The following is a 13845-nucleotide window of genomic DNA, read 5'->3' as shown; positions in this document are numbered from 1 at the left end:
TGCAGGATTAGAAGTTACATCTCTACCATGAAAAAGAATAATATTGCTGTTCTACAGGGACTTAAAAGTGCTTTAGATGGAAAAGCTTACACTCCTGTTGGGGTTGGGTGCTGAATGGTTACAAAAAATTAAGAAAAGAGAAAAAAGATGATAATTGATACGCATATACATTTAGATGATGAAAGGTACAGAGATGATTTGGATGCAGTGCTTAATCGTGCAAGAGAGGGTGGGGTACAAAGGTTCATCATTCCCGGTGCTGACACTTCTACACTAGAGCGCGCAGTAGAGATAGCAGAGAAGTATGAGGATGTTTACTTCGCTGTAGGTGTGCATCCTTATGATCTTGATGGTTTTGATCTGGCTTACTTTGAAAAATACGTTTCGCATGACAAATGTGTTGCCATTGGTGAATGTGGTATGGATTACTTTCGTCTTGAAGGCACAGATGAAGAAAAGGAAGCTGTCAAACGCAGTCAGAAAGAGATTTTTGTAGCACAAATAGAACTTGCCAAAAAGTACAAAAAACCGCTTATCGTTCACATTCGCAATGCTTCTCATGACTCTAAAATGATAATGCTAGAACATAATGCAGGTGAAGTCGGTGGAGTATTGCACTGCTTTAATGCAGATGAGGAGCTTTTAAGTTTGGCAAATGAAAATTTTTACTTTGGCATCGGTGGCGTTTTGACATTTAAAAATGCAAAAAAACTTGTCAACATACTTCCACGTATTCCAAAAGAAAAAATCATCATAGAAACTGATGGTCCATACCTTACACCAACACCCCATCGTGGCGAGAGAAACGAGCCTTTATATACAACTTTTGTAGCAGATAAAATAGCTGAACTTTTAGATATGACGAGAAAAGATGTAGAAGATTTGACCACAAAAAATGCTCAAAAGCTGTTTCATATTTCTTAGTATTAATGCTTACACAACTTATTTTAATGGATTTTTAGATAAAATAGCATAAATTTAACTAAAAAGTTGTATACATTGAGATTATTTATTATTTTGTTATTTCCGTTATTTCTTTATGCCAATTTGACTTATGAGACAAATTACAATAAAGAAGTTGAGCTCCTTAATTCGTTCGATATCGAACCATCTTTTCTTTATGACCCCATAATGAATGAGATGAAAAGAAAAACACTTAAAAAAGACAAGCACTTTTTTAGAGCGATGAACGAAGCTTATCTTTTTATCCCAGCCATAAAAAACACGCTTTTAAAGTACAATGTACCTCAAGAGTTCATGTACCTTGCTATGGCTGAGTCAAACTTTCAAACTAAAGCCTACTCAAATAAAAGAGCCTCAGGCTTGTGGCAGTTTATGCCAAGAACAGGAAAACTTTTTCATTTGAGAATTGACGAATATGTAGATGAAAGACGCGATCTTATCAAGTCAACAGAAGCAGCAGCAAAGTATCTCTCCGCTCTACACAAAAGATTTGGCAAGTGGTATCTAGCTGCCATAGCTTACAACTGCGGTGGTGGCGCACTCAATCGTGCTATTAGAAAAGCAGGAACAGATGAGCTTTCTGTTTTAGCAGATGAGAAAAAAAGATATATTCCAAAAGAGAGTAGGTATTATATACGTAAGATTGTTGCGCTTGCGCTTATAGGAAGTGATGAGCAGTATCTTATGAATAGCGAATACGAATATCTTTTAAATCGTGCCAATGCTTACTCTATAGCGACTGTAAAACTTGCACCTGGTGAATCTCTTAAAAGATTATCAAGACTGATTCATATGCCTTTAAAAGATTTAAAAAAACTCAATAGACACTTGAAGTATGATTTTGTTCCTCCATATGCAAAAAATTATGATGTCTATATTCCGTATATAAAACTTTCTGAATTTAAACAAAAATATTATAAAGAGCCTATGCAAAATATTTACAAGATTCATGTTGTCACAAGAGGAGACAACCTCTCTTATCTTGGTAAAAAATATGGCGTCTCTTATAAAGTCATCAAAGATTTTAATAACTTAAAAAGTAATAATCTTCGCTTAAAACAAAAGTTAATTATTCCTATCGCTAAAAAGAGTAGGAAACATAAGTTTGACAGTAAGTATTATTATATGGTCAAAAAAGGTGATTCTTTACACTCTATATCTCGTAAATATAAAATCAGTGTAAAAAATATTCAAGCACAAAATCATATGACAGGTTCTATGATCCATGTTGGCGATAGGTTAAAACTATATGAATAAGCTTTTCATTGTACCTTCTTTATCTCTTTTGGCTTTTGTATTTCTTGCTGGTTGTAGTACCCGTGGCACTGGAACATACAGACATTACGACAAAACACCACCTAAAGAGTATGTTGATGACAGTCGTGTGTATCGTTCTCATTTAGATAAAAAAAAGTACTCTCATCCTACAATGCGTCCTTATGTGGTGCGTGGAATACGCTACCACCCAACAGTAGTGAGTGTTGGAGACAGATTTAAAGGAAATGCAAGTTGGTATGGTCCTGATTTTCATGGAAAGTTGACTTCAAATGGTGAAAGATACAACATGTGGTCGATGACAGCAGCACATAAAACCTTGCCTATGAACACTATAGTAAAAGTCACAAATAAACGCAATGGCAAAAGTACTGTTGTTCGCATAAATGATAGAGGTCCTTTCGTTTCAACGAGAATTATCGACCTCTCAAAAGCAGCGGCTTCTAAGATAGATATGATAGGAACAGGAACTGCTCCTGTAATCATAGAAATACTTGGATTTGAAGGTAAAAGAGCACACTCTATTCCCAACAAAAACCAACTCGCCAAATCACCAAAAAGTGTTTCTTTAGACAATTTTGCACTACAAATTGCATCCTTTACTAAAATTGAAGGTGCTATAAAAACACAAGAAAAATATAACAATATAGATGGATATAAAAGTGTGATCAAAGATGTTGAAACGGATAAAGGAAGATTTTTTAAAGTCTGGCTTGAGGGTTTCAAAAGCGAACAAGAAGCAAGAGACTACAAAGCAAACAGTAGATTTAAACACGCATTTATAGTAAAAAAGGATTAAAAGTATGATAACAAAAACGAGAACTACTAAAGAAACAGATATCACTATATCATTGAAGTTAGATGGTACAGGCAAAAGCAATATAAATACAGGTGTTGGTTTTTTAGATCATATGCTTGAGAGTTTTACAAAACATTCTTTAATAGATTTGGATGTTGTTTGTAAAGGGGATACGCATATTGATGATCATCATAGTGTTGAAGATGTTGGGATTGTTCTTGGTTCACTTTTGGCACAGGCAATTTATCCTGTGAAAAATATGGAACGTTTTGGGAGTGCTAACATTGTTATGGATGAGGCTTGTGTATCATGTGATATGGATTTAAGTAACCGTCCATTTTTACTTTGTGAGCTTGATGTGAGTGGAAAAGTAGGGCAGTTTGATACTGAGCTTGTTGAAGAATTTTTCAGAGCTTTTGCACTTAATGCAAAAATTACTATGCACATTATTGAACTTCGTGGAAAAAACAAACACCACATTATAGAAGCTGCGTTTAAATCAGTTGCAGTAGCTCTTCGTCGTGCAGTTGCAACAAATGAGCGTGTTGGTATTCCAAGTACAAAAGATGTTTTATGATTAAGCTTCTTGTTCTTGATGTTGATGGCTGTTTGACTGATGGTGGTTTGATTTATTCAAATGATGCCATTGAGAGTAAACAGTTTAATGTCAAAGATGGTCTTGGTATCTCAACGTGGATAAAAATAGGAAATCAAGTTGCTATTATCACAGGCAGAAACTCGGAAATACTCAAACGCAGAGCTAAAGAACTCGGTGTACAACATCTTCATCAGGGCATAAAAGATAAAGATAGAGTTTTAAAAGAGATTCTTGTTTCCTTAGACATCAGTATGAATGAAACTGCCGCAATAGGCGATGATCTCAATGACTTCAATATGCTAAATCTTGCAGGAAGAAGTTTCACACCTAAAAATGGAGTCAGAGAGATACAAGAGATAGTTGATGTCGTACTCTCAAAAAATGGCGGCGAGGGTGCTGTAAGAGAGATGATAGATATTTTAGTAGATGAAAATGAGCAAAGAGAACTTTTTTTGTCGGTATGGATTTAAGGAGTAGGTTATTAGTATAAATATCTTTTTAAGTTTCGTACTTGCCGGGCTTATTGCAATCTTCCTTTTTTTTAAACCCTTAGATATTAAACATCAAGAGTTTATTGATGTGCCACAGCTTGAAGTGAAAAACTTTACATTATATGAGCTTGTGCAAAATGGTCTAAAAACTTTTATGGTTGGTTCAAGTGCTACAAAATATGATGATAGGTTTATAGTAGAAGATATAAATTATACTGATAGATCCGAAAAATATATGGCAAATATGCGTGCAAAAGAAGGTATATATAAAAATGACAAAGTAATTTTAACTGGTGATGTTGTATATAGTAGAGAAAATGGTTTTATATTGCAAACACAGAAAATCATTTATGATAAAAACAGTTCTGTAGCAATCAGTGATGTAGGTTATACTGCAAAAATGGGTGAAAATGTTGTGCATGGTACATACATAAAATATAATAACCTTCTGAATAAGGTTTATTCAAAAAATATAAATGCAATCTATCAATTACAAGAGAGTAAATAATGAAATATGTTTTAATAATAGCAGTTTTTTTACAAATAATTTCTTCTGCAGTAGAGTTGAAAATACAAGCAAACTCATTTAGTGCAGATGAAAACAAAGGCATCTCCATCTTTCGTGGCGATGTTCAAATGAAAAAACAAAATGATGAGCTAAATGCAACTGAAGTTACTATTTATACAAATAAAAAAAATAAACCGACAAAATTTGTTGCCATAGGTAATGTAGTCTTTGTCTTAGAAACAAAAGATGGTTCAAAATACAAAGGTAGTGCAAATAAAGTCATATATATGCCTATGATTAAAGAGTACCGTTTCTATGACAATGTACATTTACAGCAAATTGACAAAAGAAAAGAGATACTTGGTGATGAAGTTGTGCTTAGTATAGACAATGGGAAAGCATACGCTAAGGGTATGAAAAAAGAGCCCGTTATTATGATATTTGACATAGACGATAAAAAGGAATAAAAATGGTAGAAATAGTTGAAGCAAAATTTGTAACTTCTGCTCCAAATGTAAATGCAGCTCCAGACTCAGTAGAACAAAATGAAGTTGTTTTTATGGCTCGCTCAAACGTAGGGAAAAGTTCACTCTTAAATGCACTTACAAATCATAAAGGATTGGCAAAAGTTTCTTCCACCCCGGGAAAAACAAAGCTAATAAATTACTTTGATGTAACTTTTTTAAATAGAGAAACTTCACAAAAGCTTATAGCAAAATTTGTAGATTTACCTGGTTTTGGTTATGCAAAAGTTTCTAAATCTCTCAAAAGTGATTGGGAAAAAAACCTTACAGATTATATAGCAAATAGAGAGCAGATTAAAATTTTTATTCATTTGATAGATTGTCGTCACCCTCATCTAGAAATAGACACGGCTGTAAGTGACTTTTTATTTAAAAATGTACATGAAAATCAAGAAATAATACAAATATTTACTAAGATTGACAAGCTCAATCAAAAAGAACAAAGTGCGCTAAGACGTGAATTTCCTCAGGCTTTAATGGTCTCAAGTTCTAAAAAAAGAGGTATGAATAAAATAGTAAAAGTTATCTATGATATCTTAAATGAAGCACAAGAAACACAAGAGCAAGTGCATGAAGATTGAGTATACAAAAGCAACTCTTTTAGATATACCAAAAATGCAAGATTTGGTTCGTCCAGAGGTAGAAAGTGGTGTCATTTTAGAAAGAAATCAAGATGAAGTAGCGACCAACATTCGCTCATATACTTTAGCCTATTTAGGTGATGAGCTTATAGGCTTCACTGCTTTACATATCCATACAGTTGAACTTGGAGAAATCCGATCCCTTATAGTCAAAGATGGCTATAGAGGTCAAAAAATAGGGGAGAGACTTGTTAAGTCTGCCCTGGAAGAAGGAAAATTTTTAGGTTTAAAAAGAGTTTTGAGTTTAACATACAGACAAGCTTTTTTTGAGAGATTGGAGTTTCATGAAATTCCAAAAGAGTCACTACCAGAACATAAGATTTGGGCTGACTGTATTAAATGTAAACACTTTCCGATATGCAACGAAGTATCTCTCATCAAAAACCTATAGTTCCTATTATCTATATAGTGTTATTTACACTATATAGCTCTTTAGGGTCTATCTATCCATTTTTGCCACCAATGCTGGCTGTACTTTTCGTACTTTTTACACAAGCTCTCCAGCGCGAAGACTTACTCTCTGTTACTCTTATCTCAATATGTTTAATCATTTTAGAAGCAAATTATGGTCTTTTATTGTTTAGTACTGTATTTTATTTTTATTTTGTTTATAAGTTTGTTCTTCCTAAAATTAAACAAAATGTTAATTGTCCTTTTTGTATTAAAATTTCCTATGTTCTACTTGCTTATTTAGGATATTTTCTTTTTATGACAATTCTTTCTAGTGTTTTTTTATTACCAAAAATGCATATAGATTACTATATAATTTACTATATAGTAATTGAATTCTTTTTAGTGAGCTTATTGTGAAAATAAAATTTATTATTTTTCTTTTTGTATTTATTTGGTTGGCTTTGATTGTAAGAGTTTTCACTCTTTCTGTGCAGTCAAATAGTTACTATTCTAAACTATCTCGCAACAATACAATCAAACATGAAAAAATCGCCCCAGTCCGAGGTGAAATAGTTGATCGATTCAATAGACCTATTGCTATCAATAAACTTGGTTTTAAAATAGAGCTCGCACCGCATTTACTTCGCAAAAAAAATAAAAAAATGTTTGACGAAGAGATTGCTTTACTTATAAAACTTTTACCATCTTTGAGTAAAGAAAAAATTATTAAAAACTACAAGAAAAAAGACTCTTTTTATAATCATGAATATATTGATGTTGTTCATTACATTCCTTATGCTGAAATGATGCCAGTTTATACAATTCTTAACTTGAGAAAAAATATTAAAATAGCTCCTGCTCCTAAAAGGTTTTATCCATATAAAAATATCGCTGCACATATGATTGGTTATGTTTCACGAGCAAATCAAAAAGATATAGATAAAAACCCTCTGCTTGATCTCATTGGATACACAGGTAAAACAGGAATAGAGAACTATTACAACGAATATTTGCAGGGAACTCCAGGTGAAAAAAAGATTAAAGTTAATGCGAATAATCTTGAAGTAAAAGAGCTGAGTTATACAAGTCCTCAAGAAGACAGAAAGCTAACCTTAAATCTCGATATGGAACTACAAAAATATATATCTAAATTATTTGAGGGAAAAGTTGGTGCGATTGTTGTTATGGATACACATGGTGCTATTGTTTCAGCGGGGAGTTTTCCTAACTATGATTTAAATATTTTTGTTAATGGAATGTCTTACAAGATGTATAACACACTCTCCTCAAGTCTAGATCACCCTTTTACAAATAAACTTACTCATGGGCTTTATCCTCCTGGATCTATCATCAAACCACTTCTTGGTTTGCTCTATATTACTACTGATTTAAATAAAAATTGGACAGTCAATTGTAAATCAAACTTGAAAGTAGGGCACAGAATTTATAGATGCTGGAAAAGAAAAGGTCATGGTCGTACAGATATTATCAAAGCTATTCGTGAGAGTTGTGATGATTACTTTTACAAAGGTAGTCTTGTTTTGGGAAATGTAAAAATGAGTGCAGGACTAAAACGATACGGCTTTGGTAAAAAGACAGGAATTGACCTACCAAATGAATTTATTGGTGTGGTTCCATCTCGTTTATGGAAAGAAAATAAGTATCATGTAAACTGGAATATCGGTGAAACAGTTAATATGTCCATCGGACAAGGGGATTTTTTAACTACGCCAATTCAAATAGCAAGAGAAACTGCACTTGTAGCCACGGGAAAACTTCCAACACCCCATCTTGCAAAAATGATAGGGGATAAGCCATATCAAGAGAAATTTGAAAAAGTTTTAAATGCAAAAGAGTTAAGAAAACTGCCGCTCATTCGACGAGCAATGTACCAGGTTTGTAACTCTGCTCATGGTACAGCAACGCATTATCTGCATTCCAAGGTTACTCTTGCTGGTAAAACAGGTACTGCACAAGTTATTGGGATAAAGCAAGATATTAAAACAAGAAAGAAAGAGCATGAGCTTTCATATTATACACGTTCTCATGCATGGTTCACGACCTACGGACCCTACAAAAATCCTCAGTACATAGTAACAGTTCTTGTAGAGCATGGAGGACATGGAGGGCATGCTGCGGGAGCTATTGTATCAGATATTTACAACAAGCTTCTAGAGTTAGGCTATATCAAATAGCCAAACTGCAGACTTCTTATGCAAAAGAGTTTTGGATAAAAAGTGCTAAAATTGTGAGTAAAAAGACACCACCAGCCTTGTTATAAAGTCTATTTGCCAAAACAAACAGAAGTGTAAGAGATGCACCTACTAGAATGAGCATATCAAACTGAGTAGCCGCTAAATCTACACTAAGTGGGTTTAGTAGTGCTGAACCACCTAAAACCATAGAAAAGTTTGCAACGTTAGAGCCGATGATATTTCCGATGCTCATTTCAGCGTTCCCTTTGCGTACAGCAACGATTGAGACAACAAGCTCTGGTAATGAAGTTCCAAGTGAAATAAGAAATAGACCAATAATCCACTCACTTACCTCTAAACTTCTTGCGATATGTGTAGCACTCTCTACTACAAAATTTGCACCGCCAATTGTAAATACAAATCCTATAGTTAAAAGTAAGATACTCTTGCCCCACTTGAATTTTTCTTTTACTAGATCTTCATCAAGCTCACCCTCAAGCTCTTCTTTGTTGCTTGTGAACAAAAAGAAAAGATAAGAAGCCATCATCAACAAAAACAATACACCATCAACTCTGCCAACAACGCCATCTTGAATCATAATAAAAAATATAACTAAAGGGATAACAACCCAAGCACTATCTTTAGAAAAAAGATCTCTTTGAGGATTCATAGATTTTGCCATCATAAATACAATCCCAAGCACAAGAGTAATATTAAAAATAACACTTCCTACGACATTGGCAACAGCCATATCACTTTTTCCTTGTCCTGCTGCCATCATTGAAGCAGCCATCTCAGGAAGAGAGGTTCCAAAGGCAACTAAAGTAGCACCAATTACAAAGTGAGAAATATTAAAATGTAAAGCAATTCTCTCTGATTCTTTAATAATAAAATCCGCTCCATAAACAAGTGCTGCCATTGCTAGTACAAAAATTACATAATCCATCGTTATCCTTCTGTTCTTACTATAAGACTGATTGGCAGATCAAACTGCTTGATAAGTTCTTCTTCTTTGTTTCGCATTTCACCATCATCAACTTCATGATCAAAGTCAAGAAGATGTAGTAAACCATGAATAAACAAAAGTGCAAATTCATCACTTTCCTTGTGACCAAGTTCTTGTGCCTTGAGCTTTACCATATCATGAGAAATAACAATGCTACCAAGTGGCGCCATTGGCATTTCATCATAAGGAAAACTCAAAACATCAGTAGGTTTATCTATCTCTCTGTATTCTTTGTTTATTTTTTGAATCTCAGCATTTGATGTGATAATAAGCTCTATATCTTTATCTGTGAGCGAGTGACTAATGGTTTGCAAAAAGGGTTCATTGACTTCTAATGAAGTTCTATTGTCAATATCTATCATAAGTGGAATTATATCTAAATGAGGAATTAAATTTTATAAAATGGATGAAAAACATCATCCATTCTTATCAAAGAGAAGAGCCTTAACCAGTAATATTTAAATTGCCACCAACACCTGTTTTTTGTGCTGTAACTTCTTTTGACTGTTCTTGTGCGCTCTCAAGCACTTTTAATACTTGCTGCGCTTGTGTTTCTTGTGCTTTTTTCATCACGTCTACTTGTATATTAGCAGATCCTGTTGAAGATGATACTTCCATAATCTCTCCTTTTTGTTGATTAGACTCATTATATAACTCTTTTGTTTTAAAAAAGATTAAAAAAATATTTTATATATGTTAAAATTCCTTTATGAAAAATGAAACTTTAACTAAAAAAGCCGTTTGTGTTATGAGCGGTGGAATGGATTCTACACTGAGTGCTTATATGATGCAAAAAGAGGGCTACGAAATAATAGCAGTACATTTTAATTATGACCAAAGAACGCAGACAAAAGAGCTATCATGCTTTGAGAAGATTGCACAAAATTTAGATGTAAAAGCAAAGTATGTTCTTGATTTGGATTTTTTTAAACAACTTGGTGCTTCTGCATTGACAGATCAAAACATAAACGTGCCTACTGATGGGGTACAAGAGGGTGTTCCTGTTACCTATGTGCCATTTAGAAATGGTATCTTTTTATCAATGGCAGCTGCCATTGCCGAAAAAGAAAATGCTAGTGTTATTAGTATTGGTGTCGTTGAAGAAGACAGCAGTGGGTATCCTGATTGTCGTGAAGAGTATATCCGGGCAATGCAAAAAGCCATAAATCTTGGAACAAAAGATGATACAAAGATAGAAATTACAATGCCTCTTGTACATTTGAAAAAAGCAGAGATAGTACAAACAGCACTAGATTTACAAGTACCCTTGGAATTAACTTGGAGTTGTTATAAAAATGAAGACAAAGCCTGTGGCGTCTGTGATAGTTGTCGACTGCGTTTGAATGGCTTTAAAATTGCTGGAGTCAAAGACCCGATACCTTATGAATAAGATCACTGCGTTTAAAGACCTTGAAGTAGAGATACTCTATGCTCCAAAGCTAAAACATAGCTACTTACGAGTAGATGCAGACTCTTGTATCATTGTAAAAACGCCTTCAAGGTCACAGAAATATGTGCTCTCATTTTTAGAAGAAAAAGAAGCTTGGATAAGAAAACAACTCAAGAAAAATGAACAAAACAAACAAATTCCTATAAATCTTGAAGATGCAGTCTTACTTTTTGGGGAAGTTTGTAGTATAGATTCTAAGGAAACAGAATATCTACGAAAAAAACTATCTAAAATCACAAGCTCATCTCAAGAAAAGGTAAACGCAGCATATAATGATTTTTATAAATTTGTATCTAAAATATATTTAAAAGAGCGTGCAGAGTATTTTAGTCAGATTATGGGTTTGACATATCACTCTTTAAAATATCGAAAAATGAAAAGTCGTTGGGGAAGTTGCAGTTCAAAAAAAGATATAACATTTAATACACAGCTGATTAAGCTTAATAAAGAGCTTATCGACTATGTTGTTGTTCATGAGCTTGCTCATTTGGTGCATATGAACCACTCCAAAAATTTCCATACCTTAGTTGCAAGTTATCTACCAAAAGCGCAAGATATAAGAAAAAAACTCAAAGATATTCGCTTACTTGATTAGATAGTTTAAGTGGTAACGACTTGATGGGGACCAAAGCATCCATCCATTTGCGCCGGCATCCTCTGTTGCTTGAATTTGAGCTTGAATCTCTTTTCTTTTATATGGTTTTCGTTTATTTGTATAATCTTTAAAGTACTGTAGCCAAGGTCTTACACGTGAACTATCCACTCTATCTCTAATTGTTTTAATACTACGAAAAACGACATCATAAGGATGTTCAGCTGGGTATTTAAAATAAAAAGAACCACTTGAAAACCCTGAAGGGTATAGCATAGGACAAAGATAATCTGCATGTTTTGCTAAAGATGAAACTGTTTGACCTATGCCATTATCATCTTTTGCCCAACAAACATTTCCATAGGTGTCAACAGAGATAAAAACTCCATATTTTTTGAGTCGTTTCTGAGCCTGATCTAAAAAATCTCCAATAGCTTTAATGCGATTTTTTTGTGTATTTTCATCCTCAAAACAAAGACCTGCTTTTGCAGGAAATCGAATGTAATCAAAGTTTATTTCATCATAACCTACCTTGGCAGCTTCCTCTGCAATAGAAATAGTATACTCATGTGAGCGTTTGTCAAAAGGATCAACCCAAGCCATCTTGTCATGATTTCTCCAAACGCTTCCATCTTCCTCTTTTTTAATTGCATACTCAAGATTGTTTGAAGCCTGTAGTTCATCTTTAAAAGTTACAATTCTCGCAATTGTATAGATATTATGTTCTTTCATTGTTTGCATAAATTTTTTTATATTTCTATTTGTACGATTTTTATGCGCTCCATAACTGTTTGCTTGTTCAAATTTTGTCCAAAAAGAAGTTGAACCATACTCATTTTTCACATCAACAACTACGGCATTAGCCTGAGTTTTATCGATAAGATTTAAAATTTTTTTGAGTGTACCGGAATTATTACTAGCACCCCAAAAAGTAAGATACAGTGCTTTCACCTTGATGGGCTCAAGTTTTATAACAGTACTATTATTGTCTTCTTGAAAACTAAAAGGTCTATATCCATAGGCTTTTATATGATAAATCTTCTCTTTTGAATCTATAAAAAATGAGCCATTGGCATCACTTTTTGTAGTATATAAAGAGTCACTGATAGCTGCGTTTGCAATTGGCAAGGAAGTGTTTTTGTCTAGTATGACACCATGAAAAGAAGCAAATAATGATGTTGATAATAAGAGCGTAAAAAGTAGTAATGTTTTCAATAATATATCTTTAAATAATTTTTGAAATTCTACCACTTTTAAACTAATGAATGGGTTTGTTTATCTGATATTTAAAAAATATCCTAAACTCGCATCACTCCACTCTTTTGAGAGGTCTAAATGTGTTTTGATAGAAGCATAAACATTAGCAAAATCACTATTTTTACTGCTTAAATCATCAATGACTTCAACCAAAGCTTTCTTACCAGCCTGTGTTACATCATCAGGAAATTTTGCAAGTTTTACATCAAGGCTTTTGAGCTTCTCAAGAGCATGAATATTTTCATAATGAAATTCTGTTGCCATATTTGCATTCAGTTCGCTTGAAGCAACTTCAATCATTGCTTGATGCTCAAAGGCTAAGGTATTCCAGATATGTTTGTTAAAAGTTAACTCAAGTACAGAACCAGGTTCGTGCCAACCAGAATAATAATATGGTGCAACCTTATAAAATCCCATTTTGATATCCAATGCAGGTCCCACCCATTCGGTTGCGTCAATAACTCCACGTTCAAGTGAAGTATAAATTTCTCCTGCAGGAAGGAGAATAGGGTTTACCCCCATTCTTGAAAATACTTCTCCTCCAAGACCTGGGATGCGCATCTTCAAACCTTGCATATCATCAAGAGAGTTGATAGGTTTTCTAAACCATCCACCCATCTGAATATTTGTATTACCGCCTAGAAATGGGTGTAGATTGTATTTAGCATATTGCTCTCGCCATAAATCCATACCACCACCATAAAGCATCCATGAGTTTACCTCTTCGGCCGTAAAGCCAAAAGGGATACCGCTATAGAGGGAAAAAGAGGAGTTTTTACCTTTCCAATAGTAGGGACCAGAATGAAAAGCATCAATTTGACCACTAGAACAAGCATCAAAAACTGCAAGGGCAGGGACAAGAACATTTTTAGCGTAGATTTTTATCTCTAAAGAGCCACCGCTAATATCTTTGACACGCTGAGCAAATTTTTCAACTCCTGTTCCCATTATGGGAAAGTGAGCTGGCCAACTTGTAGCGAGTTTGATAACAGTTTTTTTGTTTCTATTAAAATTAATATGTTTAATATCATCATGTTTTTTAGGATGTTTTGAGTAATCTATTGCAACATGATTGGACTCATTGCAGGCATTAAGAGCAAGCGAAGCAGAAGCAATAGTTGCAGTACTTAAAAAATCTCTACGATTCATTTAT

General features: G+C 33.9%; 17 protein-coding genes. 12 read left to right on the top strand and 5 right to left on the bottom strand.

The genetic code is table 11. From position 1 onward, the window contains the following. Window positions 1-147: 147 nt before the first annotated feature. The 10 genes from MV052_RS04210 (at window position 148) to mrdA (ending at window position 8387) form a co-directional block, all read left to right on the top strand. A complete protein-coding gene (locus MV052_RS04210) occupies window positions 148-924 on the top strand; it encodes a TatD family hydrolase (RefSeq protein WP_297441265.1) in 777 nt (258 codons plus the stop codon). A 216-nt stretch (window positions 925-1140) separates the two neighbouring features. Then, on the top strand, window positions 1141-2220 hold the full coding sequence (locus tag MV052_RS04205) for a lytic transglycosylase domain-containing protein (RefSeq protein WP_297441263.1): 1080 nt from the start codon (window positions 1141-1143) through the stop codon (window positions 2218-2220). Then, the gene (locus MV052_RS04200) at window positions 2213-3037 is read left to right on the top strand and encodes a septal ring lytic transglycosylase RlpA family protein (RefSeq protein WP_297441261.1); all 825 of its coding nucleotides are present in this window, start codon (window positions 2213-2215) and stop codon (window positions 3035-3037) included. Before MV052_RS04205 ends, MV052_RS04200 begins: the two co-directional genes overlap by 8 nt. A 4-nt stretch (window positions 3038-3041) precedes the next feature. Then, entirely contained in the window at window positions 3042-3614 is a 573-nt protein-coding gene (hisB, locus tag MV052_RS04195; RefSeq protein WP_297441259.1) for an imidazoleglycerol-phosphate dehydratase HisB, read from the top strand. Further along, window positions 3611-4105, top strand: a complete 495-nt coding sequence (locus MV052_RS04190; protein ID WP_297441257.1) for an HAD hydrolase family protein — start codon at window positions 3611-3613, stop codon at window positions 4103-4105. Before hisB ends, MV052_RS04190 begins: the two co-directional genes overlap by 4 nt. A 10-nt stretch (window positions 4106-4115) precedes the next feature. Continuing rightward, window positions 4116-4634 (top strand): LPS export ABC transporter periplasmic protein LptC, encoded by a 519-nt coding sequence (gene lptC, locus MV052_RS04185; protein ID WP_297441269.1) that lies wholly within the window; start codon window positions 4116-4118, stop codon window positions 4632-4634. Next, a complete protein-coding gene (gene lptA / locus MV052_RS04180) occupies window positions 4634-5101 on the top strand; it encodes a lipopolysaccharide transport periplasmic protein LptA (RefSeq protein ID WP_297441255.1) in 468 nt (155 codons plus the stop codon). The genes lptC and lptA overlap by 1 nt, the downstream gene beginning before the upstream one ends. 2 nt (window positions 5102-5103) lie before the next feature. Next, window positions 5104-5739, top strand: a complete 636-nt coding sequence (yihA, locus tag MV052_RS04175; protein WP_297441252.1) for a ribosome biogenesis GTP-binding protein YihA/YsxC — start codon at window positions 5104-5106, stop codon at window positions 5737-5739. Further along, window positions 5729-6190 carry an N-acetyltransferase gene (locus tag MV052_RS04170; RefSeq protein WP_297441250.1) on the top strand — a complete coding sequence of 154 codons (462 nt, stop codon included), beginning with the start codon at window positions 5729-5731 and terminating at the stop codon, window positions 6188-6190. The genes yihA and MV052_RS04170 overlap by 11 nt, the downstream gene beginning before the upstream one ends. A gap of 415 nt (window positions 6191-6605) precedes the next feature. Continuing rightward, window positions 6606-8387: a penicillin-binding protein 2 gene (gene mrdA / locus MV052_RS04165; RefSeq protein ID WP_297441248.1), complete on the top strand. Its 1782-nt coding sequence runs from the start codon at window positions 6606-6608 to the stop codon at window positions 8385-8387. A gap of 16 nt (window positions 8388-8403) precedes the next feature. Here the strand turns inward: mrdA and MV052_RS04160 are convergent, their stop codons facing one another. From MV052_RS04160 to MV052_RS04150, 3 genes are all read right to left on the bottom strand, one after another. Beyond that, window positions 8404-9333 carry a calcium/sodium antiporter gene (locus MV052_RS04160; RefSeq protein ID WP_297441246.1) on the bottom strand — a complete coding sequence of 310 codons (930 nt, stop codon included), beginning with the start codon at window positions 9331-9333 and terminating at the stop codon, window positions 8404-8406. 2 nt (window positions 9334-9335) lie between these two features. Then, window positions 9336-9755 carry an rRNA maturation RNase YbeY gene (ybeY, locus tag MV052_RS04155; RefSeq protein ID WP_297441244.1) on the bottom strand — a complete coding sequence of 140 codons (420 nt, stop codon included), beginning with the start codon at window positions 9753-9755 and terminating at the stop codon, window positions 9336-9338. Between the two features lie 82 nt (window positions 9756-9837). Beyond that, on the bottom strand, window positions 9838-10011 hold the full coding sequence (locus MV052_RS04150) for a hypothetical protein (protein WP_297441243.1): 174 nt from the start codon (window positions 10009-10011) through the stop codon (window positions 9838-9840). Between the two features lie 91 nt (window positions 10012-10102). On the opposite strand from MV052_RS04150, the gene queC reads away from it, so the two are divergent. Both queC and MV052_RS04140 read left to right on the top strand, forming a co-directional pair. Continuing rightward, a complete protein-coding gene (gene queC, locus MV052_RS04145) occupies window positions 10103-10783 on the top strand; it encodes a 7-cyano-7-deazaguanine synthase QueC (RefSeq protein ID WP_297441241.1) in 681 nt (226 codons plus the stop codon). Beyond that, on the top strand, window positions 10776-11438 hold the full coding sequence (locus MV052_RS04140) for a SprT family zinc-dependent metalloprotease (RefSeq protein ID WP_297441239.1): 663 nt from the start codon (window positions 10776-10778) through the stop codon (window positions 11436-11438). Before queC ends, MV052_RS04140 begins: the two co-directional genes overlap by 8 nt. Here MV052_RS04140 and MV052_RS04135 read toward each other — a convergent pair. Continuing rightward, window positions 11427-12650, bottom strand: a complete 1224-nt coding sequence (locus MV052_RS04135; protein ID WP_297441237.1) for a putative glycoside hydrolase — start codon at window positions 12648-12650, stop codon at window positions 11427-11429. The two genes, MV052_RS04140 and MV052_RS04135, sit on opposite strands and share 12 nt — an antisense overlap. Window positions 12651-12710: 60 nt before the next feature. Beyond that, window positions 12711-13841 carry a TRAP transporter substrate-binding protein DctP gene (dctP, locus tag MV052_RS04130; RefSeq protein ID WP_297441235.1) on the bottom strand — a complete coding sequence of 377 codons (1131 nt, stop codon included), beginning with the start codon at window positions 13839-13841 and terminating at the stop codon, window positions 12711-12713. Window positions 13842-13845: the final 4 nt, after the last annotated feature.

This window comes from Sulfurimonas sp. (assembly GCF_026988655.1).
GTDB lineage: Bacteria > Campylobacterota > Campylobacteria > Campylobacterales > Sulfurimonadaceae > Sulfurimonas.
Note: the sequence above shows the minus strand (reverse complement) of the source record. Positions and strands in the feature narration are given on the sequence as shown.

Coding starts and splice junctions, on each gene's coding strand:
- MV052_RS04140 (WP_297441239.1), top strand. CDS start 10,776: ATGAATAAGATCACTGCGTTTAAAGACCTTGAAGTAGAGATACTCTAT.
- MV052_RS04160 (WP_297441246.1), bottom strand. CDS start 9,333: ATGGATTATGTAATTTTTGTACTAGCAATGGCAGCACTTGTTTATGGA.
- queC (WP_297441241.1), top strand. CDS start 10,103: ATGAAAAATGAAACTTTAACTAAAAAAGCCGTTTGTGTTATGAGCGGT.
- MV052_RS04205 (WP_297441263.1), top strand. CDS start 1,141: ATGAAAAGAAAAACACTTAAAAAAGACAAGCACTTTTTTAGAGCGATG.
- MV052_RS04190 (WP_297441257.1), top strand. CDS start 3,611: ATGATTAAGCTTCTTGTTCTTGATGTTGATGGCTGTTTGACTGATGGT.
- yihA (WP_297441252.1), top strand. CDS start 5,104: ATGGTAGAAATAGTTGAAGCAAAATTTGTAACTTCTGCTCCAAATGTA.
- hisB (WP_297441259.1), top strand. CDS start 3,042: ATGATAACAAAAACGAGAACTACTAAAGAAACAGATATCACTATATCA.
- MV052_RS04200 (WP_297441261.1), top strand. CDS start 2,213: ATGAATAAGCTTTTCATTGTACCTTCTTTATCTCTTTTGGCTTTTGTA.
- lptA (WP_297441255.1), top strand. CDS start 4,634: ATGAAATATGTTTTAATAATAGCAGTTTTTTTACAAATAATTTCTTCT.
- ybeY (WP_297441244.1), bottom strand. CDS start 9,755: ATGATAGATATTGACAATAGAACTTCATTAGAAGTCAATGAACCCTTT.
- MV052_RS04150 (WP_297441243.1), bottom strand. CDS start 10,011: ATGGAAGTATCATCTTCAACAGGATCTGCTAATATACAAGTAGACGTG.
- dctP (WP_297441235.1), bottom strand. CDS start 13,841: ATGAATCGTAGAGATTTTTTAAGTACTGCAACTATTGCTTCTGCTTCG.
- MV052_RS04210 (WP_297441265.1), top strand. CDS start 148: ATGATAATTGATACGCATATACATTTAGATGATGAAAGGTACAGAGAT.
- MV052_RS04170 (WP_297441250.1), top strand. CDS start 5,729: ATGAAGATTGAGTATACAAAAGCAACTCTTTTAGATATACCAAAAATG.